Origin of the sequence: Brevibacterium atlanticum (assembly GCF_011617245.1) — a bacterium.
Lineage (GTDB): Bacteria > Actinomycetota > Actinomycetes > Actinomycetales > Brevibacteriaceae > Brevibacterium > Brevibacterium atlanticum.
This window is the reverse complement of record NZ_CP050152.1, coordinates 166,578-182,313: the sequence shown is the minus strand read 5'-3', so window position 1 is coordinate 182,313 and position 15,736 is coordinate 166,578. Positions and strand designations below refer to the sequence as shown.

General features: G+C 66.8%; 13 protein-coding genes. 6 read left to right on the top strand and 7 right to left on the bottom strand.

All coding sequences use genetic code 11. The features are described from left to right. Positions 1–96: 96 nt before the first annotated feature. Positions 97–1,593 (bottom strand): long-chain-fatty-acid--CoA ligase, encoded by a 1,497-nt coding sequence (locus tag GUY23_RS00805; RefSeq protein WP_166968835.1) that lies wholly within the window; start codon positions 1,591–1,593, stop codon positions 97–99. A 293-nt stretch (positions 1,594–1,886) separates the two neighbouring features. Here GUY23_RS00805 and GUY23_RS00800 point away from each other — a divergent pair, with 293 nt between their 5' ends. Next, positions 1,887–3,125: a PucR family transcriptional regulator gene (locus tag GUY23_RS00800; RefSeq protein WP_166968833.1), complete on the top strand. Its 1,239-nt coding sequence runs from the start codon at positions 1,887–1,889 to the stop codon at positions 3,123–3,125. A gap of 114 nt (positions 3,126–3,239) precedes the next feature. On the opposite strand, the gene GUY23_RS00795 is transcribed toward GUY23_RS00800, so the two are convergent. From GUY23_RS00795 to GUY23_RS00785, 3 genes are all read right to left on the bottom strand, one after another. Continuing rightward, positions 3,240–4,766 carry an aldehyde dehydrogenase family protein gene (locus tag GUY23_RS00795; protein ID WP_166968831.1) on the bottom strand — a complete coding sequence of 509 codons (1,527 nt, stop codon included), beginning with the start codon at positions 4,764–4,766 and terminating at the stop codon, positions 3,240–3,242. After that, entirely contained in the window at positions 4,763–6,391 is a 1,629-nt protein-coding gene (locus GUY23_RS00790) for a GMC family oxidoreductase (protein WP_166968829.1), read from the bottom strand. Before GUY23_RS00790 ends, GUY23_RS00795 begins: the two co-directional genes overlap by 4 nt. Before the next feature lie 193 nt (positions 6,392–6,584). After that, positions 6,585–7,028: a dihydrofolate reductase family protein gene (locus tag GUY23_RS00785; protein WP_166968827.1), complete on the bottom strand. Its 444-nt coding sequence runs from the start codon at positions 7,026–7,028 to the stop codon at positions 6,585–6,587. Positions 7,029–7,102: 74 nt separating this feature from the next. Between GUY23_RS00785 and GUY23_RS00780 the strand changes: the two genes are divergently transcribed. Both GUY23_RS00780 and GUY23_RS00775 read left to right on the top strand, forming a co-directional pair. Then, positions 7,103–8,026, top strand: a complete 924-nt coding sequence (locus GUY23_RS00780; RefSeq protein ID WP_166968825.1) for an IclR family transcriptional regulator — start codon at positions 7,103–7,105, stop codon at positions 8,024–8,026. Positions 8,027–8,074: 48 nt separating this feature from the next. After that, entirely contained in the window at positions 8,075–9,073 is a 999-nt protein-coding gene (locus GUY23_RS00775; protein ID WP_166968823.1) for an Ldh family oxidoreductase, read from the top strand. A gap of 7 nt (positions 9,074–9,080) precedes the next feature. Here GUY23_RS00775 and GUY23_RS00770 read toward each other — a convergent pair whose 3' ends face one another. Further along, the gene (locus GUY23_RS00770) at positions 9,081–9,965 is read right to left on the bottom strand and encodes a dihydrodipicolinate synthase family protein (RefSeq protein ID WP_166968821.1); all 885 of its coding nucleotides are present in this window, start codon (positions 9,963–9,965) and stop codon (positions 9,081–9,083) included. Next, positions 9,962–11,476 carry a flavin monoamine oxidase family protein gene (locus GUY23_RS00765; RefSeq protein WP_166968819.1) on the bottom strand — a complete coding sequence of 505 codons (1,515 nt, stop codon included), beginning with the start codon at positions 11,474–11,476 and terminating at the stop codon, positions 9,962–9,964. The genes GUY23_RS00770 and GUY23_RS00765 overlap by 4 nt, the downstream gene beginning before the upstream one ends. 206 nt (positions 11,477–11,682) lie before the next feature. Between GUY23_RS00765 and GUY23_RS00760 the strand changes: the two genes are divergently transcribed. Both GUY23_RS00760 and GUY23_RS00755 read left to right on the top strand, forming a co-directional pair. Then, positions 11,683–12,186: a GyrI-like domain-containing protein gene (locus GUY23_RS00760; protein WP_166968817.1), complete on the top strand. Its 504-nt coding sequence runs from the start codon at positions 11,683–11,685 to the stop codon at positions 12,184–12,186. A gap of 92 nt (positions 12,187–12,278) precedes the next feature. Next, a complete protein-coding gene (locus tag GUY23_RS00755) occupies positions 12,279–13,094 on the top strand; it encodes a MerR family transcriptional regulator (RefSeq protein WP_166968815.1) in 816 nt (271 codons plus the stop codon). Between the two features lie 99 nt (positions 13,095–13,193). Here the strand turns inward: GUY23_RS00755 and GUY23_RS00750 are convergent, their stop codons facing one another. Then, complete coding sequence (locus GUY23_RS00750) at positions 13,194–13,868, bottom strand: GntR family transcriptional regulator (RefSeq protein WP_166968813.1); 675 nt, start codon at positions 13,866–13,868, stop codon at positions 13,194–13,196. Positions 13,869–14,010: 142 nt separating this feature from the next. Here GUY23_RS00750 and GUY23_RS00745 point away from each other — a divergent pair, with 142 nt between their 5' ends. Further along, positions 14,011–15,528: an aldehyde dehydrogenase family protein gene (locus GUY23_RS00745; protein WP_166968811.1), complete on the top strand. Its 1,518-nt coding sequence runs from the start codon at positions 14,011–14,013 to the stop codon at positions 15,526–15,528. Positions 15,529–15,736 lie beyond the last annotated feature (208 nt).

Genomic DNA, 15,736 nt, shown 5'->3' with positions numbered 1-15,736 from the left:
CCCCTCGGACCGAAAGGGCCTCGGGGTGACATCTGACGACGTGAATCGTCGTCATCTGTCACCCCGAGGCCATCGGCCGACGCTCACGCTCTCGGTTCAGACGCCCTCCGGCGCCGAGATCTCGCGCCGCAGGATCTTGCCGGTCGGCCCCTTGGGCAGCTCGTCGACGATCCACACATTGCGCGGGTACTTGTAGGCGGCGACCCGTTCCTTCGCAAAGGCACGCAGCGCCTCGGCGTCGACACTCGACCCGGCCTTGAGTGCGACGGCGGCACCGATCTCCTCGCCGAGGTCGTCGTTGGCGATGCCGATCACGGCCGCCTCGGCGACGGCTTCGTGTTCGTACAGCGCCTCTTCGACCTCGCGCGGGTAGACGTTGTAGCCGCCGCGGATGATGAGGTCCTTCTTCCGGTCGACGATCTCGAAGTAGCCGTCCTCATCCTGTCGGGCGAGGTCGCCGGAGAAGAACCAGCCGTCCCGGACGGCCTCTTCCGTCGCCTCGGGCCGACCCCAGTAGCCCTTCATCACGGGCTCGCCCTTGATCGCGATCTCGCCGACCTCGCCGGTCGGGCAGTCGTTGCCGTCGATGTCGACGAGCTTCATCTCGACCCCACGCACGGGCACGCCGATGGTGCCGGCCCTGCGTTCCATTCCGGGCTGGTTGAAGGAGGCGACGGGTGAGGTCTCGGACAGGCCGTAGCCTTCGAGGATGATGCAGTCGAAGGCGGATTCGAAGTTCTTCATCACCTCGACGGGCATCGCCGAACCGCCGGAGATGCATGAGCGCAGACTGGAGACATCGAACTTCTCGCGCCCTTCGGCATGCAGCATGCGAGCGTACATCGTCGGCACACCGATGAACACGCCGACCTGCGCACCCTGGATGGTTTCAAGGGCTTCGATCGGGTCGAAGCGCGGGATGAGCGCCAGGCACGAGCCGCTGAGCACGGAGGCGTTGAGTCCGCAGGTCAGGCCGAAGCAGTGGAACAGCGGCAGGCAGCCCATGACCATATCGGTCTCGGTGAGGTGGGTGAGGGTCTCGGCGGTCACGGCCGCGTTCGTGATCATGTTGAAGTGCGTGAGTTCGGCGCCCTTGGGCTGACCGGTGGTGCCCGAGGTGTAGAGGAGCACGACGGTGTCGTCCTCGGCCCGGGACACGACTTCGGTGGTGGGTTCGAACGCGGTCAGATCGTCGGTGAAGGTCGCCGGGTCGACGGTGATGCATTCGATGCCGACCTCGATCGCGCCTTTCCCGGCCTCGGCCGCCACGTCCTTCCACGCGAAGACGACGGATGCCCCGGAGTCCTCGAGGTAGTACTGGACCTCCCGGCCCTTGAGCAGCGGGTTCATCGGGACGACGACGGCGCCGATGGACAGCGCACCGTAGAAGAGGACGGGGAACTCGAGCACATTGGGCAGCACCAGACCGACGCGGTCGCCGGGCCCGACTCCCCTCTGAGTGAGCAGGGTCGCGACCCGCTGGGCACGCTCCTGCAGCTGACTGTAGGTGACGACCGTGTCGCCGAGGCGGACGGCAGGTCGGTCGCCGTGCTTGCTCGCGGTGACGGTGAGATTGTCGGCGAGGTTGGTCATTGCTTCCTCCAGGCTTGTTTCGTTCTTCTTTGACCGGCTGGGGTGCTGGTGCTTCAGGACTCTCGTTCGGCCGACCTCTCCGCTCCGATGCGGCGATCCCACCACCGGCTGTGGCCGCACCACAGCAGAGACGAGGGAGGCTCCGGTCTGCGAGTCTCACCGAACGACTCCCGCCGTTCGGCTATACAGCACCCATGCTCCTGCCCACGAGTGTCGCAGACAACAGGATGCGCAACAGAAACGCGGATCGTCACTTGTGGCCGAACAACAAGAACAGATCGTATGCTGAACGCATGGTCGCCTCTCCACTCGTCCTCCGCATCGTCGACCGTGTCCGCGCATCGCTGCCGGCCACGGTGCAGCGGTCGGTCAGCCGCACCTGGCGGGAGGTGCCGGCCTACGCGAACAGTCCCGACAGGAACCTCGCCTCCGACCTCACCGCGCATACGGAGACGGTGTTCGAAGCGGCCCTGACCCCGCTGGAGGAGGGTCGGCGCGCCACTGCCGAGGACTTCCCGATCACCGCGTCCCAGGCCAGACGCCGACTGCGACAGGGGGTGACCCTGCCGGACTTCCTCACGGGCTTCCGGATCGGCCAGGAGACCCTGTGGGAAGCGATCGTCGAGGCCTCGGATTCCGAGCAGGAGACCCGCGACGAGGCCCTGCACATCGCCATCCACGTCATGAGCGTCATCGAGGTGGGCAGCTCCGTGGGAGCCGTCGCCTACCTCGAGACCCAGCAGCTCGACATGGCCGAGGGCGACCGAGTCCGCCGCGACCTCGTCGACGACCTGCTCTCCGGTCGCCGGCTGGCCCCGGGACCCAGCGCGGACCTCGCCGAGATCTCCGACCTCGGGATGGATTCGCGCGTGCTCGTGGCCACCGCCACCGCGCAGACTCCGCTGCCGGACGAGCAGAGAATGCGCGAGGTCATCTCGGCGCTGCGCTCCGTCTTCGACGTCGGTCGACGCGGCATCGCCGTGGTCCTCCAGGATCAGATCGTCGGCATCACCCCGGTCACCTCCGACGGTTCGACCACCCTGGCCGATCTCGAACGCGTCCACCGCGAACTGTCCCGCCACGGCACCGACCTGTGCGTGGGCACGTCCACCATCCACGAAGGCCTGCACCGGGTGCCCGAGGCCTACCGCGAGGCTGTGCTCGCGCGGGAGAGCCTCGACGGTGCGCCCGGGGTCAGGTCGCTCAATGCGCTGACCCCTCTGGACTATCTCGTCACCCTCGACGACGAGGTGGCCCACCGCCTCATCCGCCCCGAACTGCGCCGGTTCGTCGAGGACGACCTCGCCGCCGGCGGCGTCCTCATCGCGACCCTCCTCGAGTACGCGGCGTGCGATCTCAACGCGAAGCTCGCCGCCGAACACCTCCACGTCCACGTCAACACCGCGTACTACCGTCTCGACACCGCCGCCGAACGCACCGGCCGCAACGTCCGCAGCTTCACCGATCTGCAGGAGACGATCATCGCCATCCGCATGCTCACCGCAGGTGAGCTGACCCCGTCCCATGATTGACGGAACCCCGCGCCGAGGTGGGGCCTCCCCGAATCGGGAGCGCCACCTCGGCGCGGGGTTGGGTCTGCTGCGGCCGGTCGGGGCCGGTCGCTTCGCTCAGCTCGGTCGCTTCGCTCAGACCCCGGCGGGCACCTGCGCGGGAGCCGGCAGCACGAGCGCGTAGCCGTGCTTGGCCCAATCGGTGTCCAGGCTCTCGTGCACGGACTTGACCTGGGTGTAATCGGCCAGGGCATCGGGGCCGAGCTCCCGGCCGATGCCGGACTGCTTGTAGCCGCCGAACGGGTTGAACGGGAAGCCCGCGTGCCAGTCGTTGACCCACACCGTGCCGGCCTCGAGTTCGTTCGCGACGCCGCGAGCGCGCTCGGAGGAACCCCAGACGCCGGCCGAGAGACCGTATTGGCTGTCATTGGCGATCGCGATCGCCTCGGCCTCGTCCTCATAGCCGATGACGACGAGGACGGGTCCGAACACCTCCTCGCGGGCGATGCGCATGTCGTTGGTGACATCCGTGAACACGATCGGCGGCACCCAGGCACCGGCCTCGAACATCTCCCCCTCGGGCAGGTCTCCGCGGTAGGTCAGGGTCGCCCCCTCCTCGGCGGCGATCGCCAGATAACGCTCGACGCGGGCCTTCTGATCGGCCGAGGCGACGGGGCCCATGTCGGAGGCGGGATCGGTCGGATCGCCGATCGTCACGTCCTGCAGGCGGGTGATGAGGCGGTCGAGGATCTCGTCCTTGCGCGAATTCGGCACGAGCAGCCGGGTGCCGGATTCGCACACCTGGCCGGAGTACATGAGGAACGCGAAGATCGAACCGTCGATGGCGGCATCGAGATCAGCATCGTCGAGGATGATGTTCGGTCCCTTGCCCCCGAGTTCGAGGGTGACCTTCTTGAGGTTGTCGGCGGCGGCGCGCTGCACGGACTTGCCGACCTCGGTCGATCCGGTGAAGCCGATCTTCCGCACGTCCGGGTGTTCGGCCAGTCGGGCGCCGACCGTCTCACCGGGGCCGGTGATGACGTTGAGGACACCGGGCGGCAGCCCCGCCTCTTCGGCCGAACGGGCGAGTTCGAGCAGCGTCAGCGGGGTGTTCTCGTCAGCCTTGAGCACGAACGTGTTGCCTGCGGCCAGTGCCGGTCCGAGCTTCCATCCGGCGAGCACCAGGGGGAAGTTGAAGGGCACGATGCCCGCACACACGCCGATGGGTTCGCGGCGGATGGTCGCACGGGAGTCCGGCGACTCCGGGGCCAGCGGATTGTCCTGCTCGGGGGCGAAGCCGCGGGCCATGGCCGCGAAGACGCGGAGGTTCGCGACGCCGAGTCCGATGTGGAAGGCACCGGCGGTGCGCGCGGTCACGCCGTTCTCGGCGGTCGCCAGGGCGGACAGTCGATCGGCCTTGGCCTCCATGCTGGCCGCGATCCGGTCGAGGATGTCGGCGCGCTCGTCGGGACTCATGTTGCGCCAGGTGCCCTCCGCATGAGCGGCGGTGGCGGCGGCGACAGCGGCATCGGCGTGCTCGACACCGCCGAAGGCGACCCGAGCAGCCGTCTGGCCGGTGGCCGGTGAGGTGATCGCGTAGGTTTCGGGGGCATCGACCCACTTGCCGTCGATGAACATCTGGTAGGTGGGGACGTCGGTCATGCCGGGACCTCCTGGTTCTGTGCGGTGGCGGTTGCGGTTGCTGGCGTACTCGCGTCGCCGGCGGTGGCTCCGGCTGCGGTGCGGGCGCCGGCGATGAGGTCGGCGGCCTTCTCGCCGATCATGATCGTCGGTGCGTTCGTGTTGCCGCGCACGACGGTCGGCATCACAGAGGCGTCGGCGACGCGCAGTCCTTCGACGCCGATGACCTTGAGCTCAGGGTCGACGACGTGGCCGATCGAGCAGGTCGAGGTCGGGTGGTAGAGCGTCTGCCCGACCTGGCGAGCGAATTCGAGCAGTTCCTCGTCGCTCGCACCTGCGGGGACGATGTGGTCACCGGAGATGACCTTCTGCATCGCCGGCTGGGACGCGATGTTCAGAGCGATGCGCAGTCCGGCGAGGATGCTCTGCTTGTCCTCTTCGGTTCCGAGGTAGTTGTGGAGGATCCGCGGAGCGACGTGCGGGTCGGGTGAGCGCAGGGTGAGCGTTCCGGTGCTCGTGGGTTTGAGCACGCAGGGTCCGGCGGCCAGTCCCTGGACCGTCTGGGCGCCCAGTCCCTCCTCGGCGAAGAGGCAGGGGGTGGAGTGGAACTGCACATCGGGTCCGGTGAGCCCTTCGCGGGTTTCGAAGAAGCCGCCGGCCTCACCGATGTTCGAGGTCAGGGGGCCGCGCCCTTCCTTCTGCAGGAGTTCGGCATTGGCCGGGGTGGCGGCGGTCATGAGCGTTTCGAGTTCGGTCGTGTAGTTGAGCATGACCATGTAGTGGTCCTGCATCCGTTCGCCGACCGGCAGATCGGCGACTTTCTCGATGCCGAAGGCGTCGAGCTGGGCGGCCGGTCCGACGCCGGAGAGCAGCAGCAGGTGGGCGGAGCCGTAGGCACCGGCCGAGAGGACGACCTCGCGGTCGGCGCGGATCTCCTCGACTTCGCCATCGCGTTCGATCTCGACGCCGACGGCGCGCTGTCCGTCGAAGACGACCTTCCTCGCGTGGGCGTCGGTGATGATCGTGAGGTTTGTCCGCTCCGCCACCGGGCGCAGGTAGGCGACGGCAGTCGAGCAGCGCATGCCGCCGCGCTGGGTGGTCTGGAAGCGCCCGACGCCGAGCTGCTCACCGGCGTTGAAGTCCTCGTTGTGGGGGTAGCCGGCTTCGACGGCACCGTCGACCCAGGCATCGCACAGCGGGTTCATCGACCGGCTCTCGGAGACGGTCAGCGGGCCGTCGGCTCCGTGGAAGTCGTCCCCGCCGCGTTCGTTGGATTCGGCCTTGCGGAAATAGGGAAGCACCTCGTCGTAGGACCAGCCGGTGGCGCCGTCGGCCGCCCACTGGTCGTAGTCGGCGCGATTGCCGCGAATGTAGATCATCGCGTTCATCGAGCTCGAACCGCCGAGCATCTTGCCGCGGGGAAGGTACGCACGGCGGCGGTGGAGTTCGGGCTCGGGTTCGGTGTCGAGGTCCCAGTCCCACTGGCTCTTGAACAGGGAGCTGAAGGCGGCGGGGATGTGGATCTCATCGGCGGTGTCGGCGGCTCCGGCCTCGATGAGCGCGACGTTGACGTCGGGATCTTCGCTCAGTCGTGCCGCGAGCACGCATCCGGCCGATCCTGCTCCTACAACGATGTAGTCGTACATAATGTCCTCACTGTTGCGTCATTGCTTCTGTGCTCTTCGAGTGTGGTGCAGAACACAGCAGGGGCGCTTCGTGAGTCGACCCAGACTTCACCGGACTCGTTTGTGAGCCGACCACAAACGAGTCTGAGGAGGGCGGCTGCCGACGAGGCGTGTTTCGGATCGCCGGGGAGAGTCGAACGGGAAGGGGAGAGGGTCAGTCGCCCTGCCCGTGCAGACGCGGGCGGTAGACGAGTTCCTGAATATCGCCGTCGAGCAGCGTCGATTCGAGCAGTTCGAGGTCGAAGTCCGCAGCACCGGCGAAGATCGGCTGAGCACCGGTCTGACCTGTGATGACAGGGAAAATGGTGATCTGCAGGCGGTCGACGAGTCCGGCGGCCATGAGGGCGCGGTTGAGCGACAGCGAGCCGTGAGAGCGGATCGGAATGTCCGATTCTTCTTTCATCGCCGCCACCACGTCGACGGCGTCGCCGCGGGCGATGGTGGCGTCGGGCCAATCGAGGGGTTCATGCAGAGTCGTCGAAACGACTGTGGTCAGACTCTGGCGCATGGCCGAGACCCAAGGGTCGAGCACATCGGGGATGATCGAGGCGTAGCCGTCGAGGCTGGAGAAGACATCGAAGGTGTAGGTCGCGGACATGGCAGCTCCTCACTGAGCGGGGCTTCCAGTATGCGCCCGTGTGCCCCACATGCGCCACGGTCCATAATGGGGATATGCACAACGGCGCCGACCCGAATGAGGAACTCCGCGAAGAGCACCGCATCAAGATGCGCGGTCGGATCCTGCGCCGTTCCGCCTCGTTCAACGTCGCCCACGCCGTCGACAGCCTCGAACCGGGCACCGGCGCTCAGAGCATCCAACGCGCGCTGACCCTGCTCAACCTCGTCGGCCTCATCGCCGGCGAACGCCGCGAAGGCGCGAGCCTCTCCGAGCTCGCCTCGATCAGCGGCCGGCCGAAGGCCAGCGTCCACCGGATGCTGCAGGCGCTCATTGCGATGGGCTACGTCGAACGCCTCGAGGAGGGCGGGTACCGCCTCGGCGTGCAGTCGCAGATCCTCGGGCAACTGGCGCAGAAATCGGTGGATCCCCTGGTCACGGAGTCGGAATCGAGTCTGCTGCGCCTGGCGGAGCTGAGTCAGGACACCGTGTTCCTCACTCTGCGCACGGGCAGCTATTCGATCTGCGCCCGCCGTGAGGAGGGTTTCGGAGAGATCTTCAACAACGCTCTGTCCGTGGGCGACCGACACCCGCTGGGCATCGGTGCGGGATCCTTAGCGATCCTCTCCGAACTCTCCCCCGCCGAGGTGGACGCCCAGTTCGAGGCCAACGCCGAGATCCTGACCGAACGGTACCCGAAGGTCTCCGTCGAATCGCTGCGCGACATCATCGACCAGGCTCGCATCGACGGCTTCGTCCACAATCCCGGGCTCTTCGCGAAAGGGTCGTGGGCCGTGGCGGTGCCGCTGCGCATCCGCGGCTCCCGTCCCCGTGCGGCCCTGTCGATCGCCTCGATCGCCGACCGGGTCACCGGGTCCCGGGTCGAACGTCTCGTCGCCCTGCTCCGCCGTGAGGCGAAGGCCATCGCCGAGGCGCTGTCGTCCCAGTCCGACCCGACCCCGGAGTCCGGCGACCTCTGAGCCGAGAGGCCACTGTGAGGACGTGCCTCACCCGGTAACGTGAGGGTCATGTCCGACCCTGCAGATGCCGCGCCGCCTGAGTCCCGCACCGTCACAATGACCCCCGATGAACTGAACGAGCTCTGCGAATCCGCGGTGCTCGCGGCCGGCGGATCGTCGGAGTTGGCCCAGTCCTTGGCCGCCTCGGCGGTGGCCGCTGACCGGCGCGGCAAGACACAGGTGGGCACGGCGCACCTCGTCGACTATCTCGACGCTCTCGACGCAGGACGGATCAACGGATCTGCGGGTCCGGCGCTGACGTCTCGGCTTCCAGCCGCTCAGCATGTCGATGCCGACAGCGGCACCGCTCAACTGGCCTTCGACACGGGTTTCGAGCCGTTCATCGGCGCCGCCGACCGCCTCGGCGTGGCAATGCTGAGCATCACGAACTCCTACACCGCGGGCGAACTCGGCCACTATGCCGACCGCATCGCCCAGCGCGGACTCGTCGCGCTCGTCACCTCGAACTCACCCGCGCTCATGTCGGTCTACGGCGCCGAGGCTCCCGTGACAGGAACCAACCCGCTGGCCTTCGCCGTGCCACACCCCGAGGGACCGCGCTTCTTCGACCAGGCGAGCAGCGAGACCGCCTGGGTGAACATCCGCGATGCTGCGACCCACGGTGCGGATATTCCCGCAGGTCAGGCGCTCGGCCCGGACGGCAGTCCGACCACCGATGCGCATGAGGCACTCGCCGGTGCGCTCCTGCCCTTCGGCGGGGTCAAAGGCAGCAATATCGCGCTCATGGTCGAATTCCTCGCGAGCCTCGGCGGCGGACGATTCTCTCTCGACGCACCCAGCCACGCCGAGGGCAGCGAGAGTCCTGGCATCGGGCTCACGGCCATCGCGATCTCGCCGGAGGCCTTCGACCCGGGTTATGTCGACCGCGTCGCCGACCACCTCGACCGATTGCACCGTGACTTCGGCATCGACTTCGGCCGCAAGCGCAGCTGTGATGTCATCGAGATCCCGGCCGAGGTCCACGCCGCCCTTGCCCACCGCCGCTGATCCGCCTTCAGCCGCGCAGCCCGACCAGCGCGAGCTTGATCCGCTCCCGGGCATCGGGGTCGGTGTCGGCCATCGGACGCCGAGGTGACCCGACCGGTTCGCCCTGAAGATCGAGGCCGGCCTTGACGGACTGGATGAAGGGCTCAGAGATCATCGCGTCGATGACCGGGTAGAGCCTCTTCCACTCCTCGCGCGCCCCGGCCAGATCACCGGCCTCGATCTTCGCAGACACGGACACGATCTCGGCGGGCACGACGTTCGCCGCACCGGCAACCATCCCGGCGGCACCTTCGACGAGGCCGGAGTAGATGTAGGAATCCCAGCCGATGAAGGTGCCGATGACGTCGCTGTGGTGGTGGATGAGCTTGAGCCCCTGTTCCCAGTCCGCGCTGGAATCCTTGATGTAGCGGACGTTGGGGATCTCCTCGGCGAGGGTGCGCACCGTGTCCGGGTCGAGGTTGACCCCGGTGGCGCCGGGGATGTTGTAGAGCATGACGTCGATGTCGACGGCGGCGGCGACCGCGCGGATGTAGTCGAGAGTCTCGGCCTGGGTGAGCGGCTCGTAGTAGGGGGTGACGATCATGAGCACGTCGGCGCCGCCGGCCTGCGCGGCCTGGGACTGGCGGATGGCCTCGCGGGTGGTCGTCGCCCCGGTCTGGGCGACGACGGGGACGCGGCCGGCGGCGCGACCGATGACGAAGCCGACCATCTTCTCGCGTTCTTCGGTGGTCATCGTGGCGAATTCGGCGGTCGATCCGCCGACGACGAGTCCGTCGACTCCGCCGTCGATCGAACGGTCGACGACACGGCCGAGAGCGTCGAAGTCGATGTTCTCCTCGGCGTCGAAGGGGGTGGTCAAGGCGGTGAGGACGCCGCGCAGCTGGGTGGTCATGATGCCTCCGAAGTGGTTGCAGAAACAGTGGTGGTTGCGGCAGGCGAGGTCGTGATCGCCTGCGGAGTGGTTTCGGCCGTCGTCTCCCGCGCCGAGGCGGAGGCCGCATCGTGCCGCGGCGGTTCGTCCTCGTTCGGGTGCTGGACCGGATGGTGCCTGCGGGTCTGACGAGCGGTGACGAGGATGTTCGCGGCCTCCTGCGCGGCGGTGAAGCCGGAGCTGATCACGGTCTCGGTGTACAGGGTGCCCATGTAGTCGCCGGCGAGGAAGACTCTTCCCGAGAGCGAATTGAGGGTGGGCTGCAGCTTTCCACGCCCGGGGAAGCAGTACGGTGCTCCCGTACGCCAGCGTTGGACATGGGCCTCTTCGACCATGCCGGCGAAGCCCGGCAGCACCTCGTCGAGATCGGAGATGTAGGTGTCGAGGATGTCCGCATCGTCGAGGTCGAGCAGCTTGCGGGCCAGGCTCGCCGGGGAGAAGGTCATGATGCTGCCCCCGGGTTGGCGTTCGCTCTCCGTGCCGCGGACGATGTTGCCCTGGTTCATCACGACGTTGAATGATCGTTTCGGGGTCGCGATCCCATACGCCCGGTCCCAGGGTTGGGGTTCGGTCTCGTTGGTGAGGAACGCCGCGGACACGTACGGGCCGTAGACGATCTTCGACAGTGCCTCGCGCTTGTCCTCCTGCAGGTCGACCGCAACCCGGTGGGCGACCGTCGCGGGAGTCGCGAGCACGACGGACAGCGCCTCGATCTCATGGTCGATGTCGTCCTGCCGGTAGCGGACGACGACATGGTCCTTCTTGTGAACGATCTCGTAGACCTTCGCATCCAGCTGGATGTTCTCCTGCAGCGGCGCAGCGATCGACTCGACGAGATTCGACGGACCACCGCCGATGCTGCGGTTGAGGCCCTGCCCGATGTTCCACACGAGACTGAAGTAGCCGATTCCGGCACCGGCGGCGAGCTCGTCGGGGTCGGCTGCCGAACGAGTGATCGTCGGTCGGAACATCGCCTCGGCATCTTCGGAGAGTTCCCCGATGTAGTCGGCGAACGAGCGGTCGTTCTCGAAGTCGTAGATGCGCTGCTGGCGCATCTCCGAGCTCTCGTTCGGGCGCAGACGCACCGCGTTGGCATAACGGAGGACGTCGGCCGAGACCTTGACGCCGGCTTTGATCATCGATGCCCGATCCTTCAGCGACATCGGGATCCGGAAGGGATACGACTGAACGGGCCCGTCGATGAGCAGCTTGCCGTTCATCGAGACCGCCGGCAGAGATCCGGGGATCTCGCTCGTGCGCGTCTCGGTCTCGGTGATGAGTTCGTTGGTCGAGGACTTGCCTCCCGCGAACATATGTCCGCCCCAGTTGAGGAAGTAGCGACCGCGATTCTCCGACCGGATTCGCCCTCCGACTCTGTGGTTCGACTCCAACACCGTGATATCCCAGTTCCGCAGCCGCCATGCTGCGGACAGTCCAGCGAGTCCGCCTCCGACGATGACCGCATCCTTCATGGGGAACACCCCCTCTCTCGTAAGCGCCGATGCTCCATCGCACCGACTCCTGCCCACACCCTAAAATGTGATCACATTATTCGGCAAGAGATTATCCCGTCGATGTCGACCGTTTCCTTGACCTTGCCCCAGGGGCAGGCACTTCAGTGGGAACCAGCGGGTCCGCGACTCGTGATCAACAGGACGACACCCTAAGGAGCATCACCATGACACTCAACATCTCCGTCCAGCAGCGCCCAGAGATCCCCTATATCGGGGTCCCGTTCACCGCTCGATTCACCGAATTCGGCGCTCCAGATGGCCCCAATGACGCGATCCCTCGGATCTATCAGTGGCTCGCGGAGCATGAGACCGCCCCCGCGGGCGGGCCACTCTATGTCTATCGATTCGTCGGGGACCCGAGCGAACCCGTCGATCTCACCGTCGGCGTTCCCCTCGCCGAGGCGGTCACCCCCTCCACCGGACTGCAGTTGGGCCACCTGCCCGCCGGGGTCTACGTCGTCGGCCGCCATATCGGTTCGCCAGACGGAATTCCCGCCGCTCAGGCGAAGATCCGTGCGTGGGCCGAGACCGAAGGACGAGTTCTGAGCACCCCTGTTGACGCAGACGGAAGGCCGTGGACCGGCCACGCCGAGCACTTCCTCACTGACCCGAGTGAGGAGCCCGATCCATCGAAATGGGTGACCGAGCTGCTGTTCAAGACAGTATGAGAGGGGAGACGCTCGGCAATCTCCGACGACGGCCGCTGGCCTATACTCGCCAAGAGGAGGGGGCACACCGTCGAGCTGAGCAGGAGGCACGGATGACCGGTCACCTGACGATCGGCGAATTCTCCACCGCCACCTGGCTGTCGCCGAAGGCTCTGCGGATCTATGACCGCAACGGACTACTGTCGCCGAACTCCGTGGACCCGGGCACCGGGTACCGCAGGTACAGCAGGGACCAGGTCACTGTGGCCCGGCTGATCTCGATGCTCCGGCGAATCGATATGTCGCTCGTCGACATCGGCGACCTGCTCGCCTTGCCTGCCCACGACCAGGCGGAGATGATCGCACGTCATCGCGAGGCAGCATCGGTCGAGCACGACAGACGACAGACACTGGCACGATTCCTCGAACACGCCGTCGACCGCGGGTCTCTCGACGGTGATGAGCAGCCACCGGTCCCGGGGTACGACGTGAAGAGCCGCAGATCACCGAGGCTGCCGGTACTGAGCTCGACTCGCCACACCTCAGCCAAGGAACTCCCCGAGGTCATCCATACATGCGCCGACCGACTCATCGCGCTCGCGAGTGATCGCGGCGGAATCGCCGGCCCACTCTTCGTCATCTACCACGGCCAGGTCGGCTGGGAATCCGACGGCCCTATCGAAGTCTGCGTGCCCATTCGCCACTCGGATCGGGCACATCGCGTCGAATCCGCCCAGACCCAGCTATTCACTCCCGTACGCCGCGCAGACGTGCAGTTCCCCCGGATCCTCGGAGCGTTCGACGCCGTTGAGACTCGAGCGAAACAGCTCGGGCTCACCCGGTCGGGTCCGCCGCGGGAATTCTATTCTCCGCCCACCGACGGACAGATCCCCGACTGCGAGGTGGTGCTTCCGGTGCACGCACACTGAGCCCGGTCCTTTCGGATCGCCTCGTCCTCAGTTCAGGCACGGTTCGCCGTCAAGGACTTCCAGCAATCCCGCCGGCTCAGCCCTGCCGCGGGCAGCAACTCAGCTCTGCTGGTCGAGCACGCTGCGGATGCGCTCGATCGCGTCCGACAGCGACTGTTCGGCGGCCGTGCGGGCCGCGTCGGCGTCGCCGGCGTCGACCGCCTCCATGAGGCGGCGCTGATGCTCGAGGAGCGGCGACAGGTCGCCGGATTCGAGTGCGCGGCGAGCGCCGACGAGCTTGTAGGCCCTGCACCGCAGCCACAGCATTCGGATCGTGTCGACGAGGACGGGATTGCCGCCGGCCGAGTAGATCGTCGCCAGCAGCTCCTCGTCGTGGTCGAGGTAGGTCGAGGCGTCGCCGTCCGCAAGTGCCGACTCCATCGCGGCGAACTCCTCATCGAGCCGCGCTCGCCCGTCCGCATCCAGACCGGCCACACCATTGACCGTCGCCTCGGCTTCGAGCAGCAGGCGCACGGCGTAGATCTGCAGGAGCTCCTCGGCGGTGAACGCCTTGACGACCCCGCCGCGATGCGGGCTGGTCTCGACGAGTCCGACCTCCTCGAGCCGAGCGATCGATTCGCGCACCGGCATCACGGACGTGCCGAGCTCGGCGGCGAGCTGGCGGATACGCAGGCGATGACCGCTGGGATACTCACCGCTGAGGATCTTCGCCTGCATCGCTTCGAACACCTGATCCCCGATGCGCACACCGGGTTCACCTGCGGTCTCAGTCATGCTCGACAGTCTAACCTCGCCGAGGCAGCCCTCTCTTCACACTCACCCATTGCGCCGCGGTCACTTGAGCAGATAATGTGATCACATCCTGTCGATGGAATTCGGCAGCTCCCGACAGCCGAACCGACGAAGCGGAGGCCCCATGACCGTCACCACCGAACCCACCATAGTCCGCGGCGAATCGACGAGCCCGCTCGTCACCGCCGACGAGTTCCCGCCGCTCACCCACTTCATCGATGGTTCGTTCGTCGGCGGCGCAGGTGAGGACTCAGCGTCAGTGACCACGACAACGATCGTCAATCCCGCCGACGGCACCGCCATCGCCGAGGTGGCCGAAGGCACCGCCGGGGATGTCGATTCCGCCGTGGTTGCGGCCCGCCGGGCCTTGACAGCGTGGCGGGCGACGACACCGAAGCAACGTGCGGACATCCTCTTCGCTATCGCCGATCGGGTCGAAGAGAACGCCGATCTGCTCATCCGCCTCGAATCGCTCAATACCGGGAAGCCACGGGTCGTGTCCGAGGACGACATCTCGATGTCCGCCGACGTCTTCCGCTTCGCCGCTGGAGCCGGTCGCGCCTTCACCGAGATGGGTTCGGGCGACTACGTCGAAGGGCACACCTCGGTGATCCTGCGCGAACCTGTCGGGGTCGTGGGCGTCGTCGTGCCGTGGAACTATCCGCTGCTCATGGCCGCGTGGAAGATCGGACCGATTCTGGCCGCGGGGAACACCCTCGTGCTCAAACCCTCGGAACAGACGCCGCTGTCGACACTGAAATTCGTCGAACTCATCGCCGATCTCCTCCCGGCCGGCGTGCTCAACCTCGTCACCGGGCTCGGGCCGAGCGTCGGCGCGCGTCTGTCGGACCACCCCGATATCGACCTCGTCGCCCTGACCGGCAGCGTCCCCAGCGGGCAGGCTGTCGCAACGAGCGCTGGTGAGAGCCTCAAGCGCGTGCACCTCGAACTCGGCGGCAAGGCGCCGGTCATCGTCTTCGACGACGCCGACCTGCAGGCGGCAGCCGAAGGCGTGCGCGAGGCCGGTTTCTGGAACTCCGGCCAGGAGTGCGGTGCCGGCACCCGCGTGCTCGTCCACTCCTCGGTGGCCGAGGAATTCACCCGACTGCTCGCCGAGCAGGTGAGCAGCTACGTCCTCGGTGACCCCCGGGGCGGGGACGATGTCGAGCTCGGACCGATGATCTCCGAGGCGCACTTCGAGCGGGTGACGAGCTTCCTCGACCGCGCAATCGCCGACGGTGCGCGACCTGTCGTCGGCGGTTCTGCGGTCGACGATCCGGGATTCTTCGTCGCCCCCACCGTGCTCGCCGATGTGGCCCCAGGATCCGAGGCATCGCAGCATGAGATCTTCGGGCCCGTCGTGACGATCGAGACCTTCGAGACTGAGGAGGAGGCGCTCGCTCGGGCGAACGAGGTCCCCTACGGTTTGGCCGCCTCGGTGTGGACGAAGGACGCTGCGCGCAGCCTCGATGCCCCTCGCCACCTGGACTTCGGCACAGTGTGGGTGAACTCCCACCTGGCCCTGGCCTCCGAGGTCCCGCGGGGAGGATTCAAGGGCTCAGGCTATGGGCGCGATCTCTCGATCTACGCCCTCAATGATTTCACCCGGACCAAGCACGTCCAGATCAACCACTCGCGGTGAACCCAGGTGCCGGCGGACCATAACCATTGGCCACGGTGAAGGCCATGAGCCGGTCCGCCGGCACGATAGACGCCCGAACCCGCACCAAACGCAACAGATTACCCCGAACTACTCACGTTCTTCGGTGAGCTTTTCGGAGTAACCTGTGCTGTTTCGTCGATTTCTTCAGCACCACCGGGCCGCCCCGGCGCGTACCGGGTTCTCCACG

Excerpts from the sequence above, each read along its gene's own strand:
- GUY23_RS00805 (WP_166968835.1), bottom strand. The coding sequence starts at position 1,593 with ATGACCAACCTCGCCGACAATCTCACCGTCACCGCGAGCAAGCACGGC.
- GUY23_RS00800 (WP_166968833.1), top strand. The coding sequence starts at position 1,887 with ATGGTCGCCTCTCCACTCGTCCTCCGCATCGTCGACCGTGTCCGCGCA.
- GUY23_RS00795 (WP_166968831.1), bottom strand. The coding sequence starts at position 4,766 with ATGACCGACGTCCCCACCTACCAGATGTTCATCGACGGCAAGTGGGTC.
- GUY23_RS00790 (WP_166968829.1), bottom strand. The coding sequence starts at position 6,391 with ATGTACGACTACATCGTTGTAGGAGCAGGATCGGCCGGATGCGTGCTC.
- GUY23_RS00785 (WP_166968827.1), bottom strand. The coding sequence starts at position 7,028 with ATGTCCGCGACCTACACCTTCGATGTCTTCTCCAGCCTCGACGGCTAC.
- GUY23_RS00780 (WP_166968825.1), top strand. The coding sequence starts at position 7,103 with ATGCACAACGGCGCCGACCCGAATGAGGAACTCCGCGAAGAGCACCGC.
- GUY23_RS00775 (WP_166968823.1), top strand. The coding sequence starts at position 8,075 with ATGTCCGACCCTGCAGATGCCGCGCCGCCTGAGTCCCGCACCGTCACA.
- GUY23_RS00770 (WP_166968821.1), bottom strand. The coding sequence starts at position 9,965 with ATGACCACCCAGCTGCGCGGCGTCCTCACCGCCTTGACCACCCCCTTC.
- GUY23_RS00765 (WP_166968819.1), bottom strand. The coding sequence starts at position 11,476 with ATGAAGGATGCGGTCATCGTCGGAGGCGGACTCGCTGGACTGTCCGCA.
- GUY23_RS00760 (WP_166968817.1), top strand. The coding sequence starts at position 11,683 with ATGACACTCAACATCTCCGTCCAGCAGCGCCCAGAGATCCCCTATATC.
- GUY23_RS00755 (WP_166968815.1), top strand. The coding sequence starts at position 12,279 with ATGACCGGTCACCTGACGATCGGCGAATTCTCCACCGCCACCTGGCTG.
- GUY23_RS00750 (WP_166968813.1), bottom strand. The coding sequence starts at position 13,868 with ATGACTGAGACCGCAGGTGAACCCGGTGTGCGCATCGGGGATCAGGTG.
- GUY23_RS00745 (WP_166968811.1), top strand. The coding sequence starts at position 14,011 with ATGACCGTCACCACCGAACCCACCATAGTCCGCGGCGAATCGACGAGC.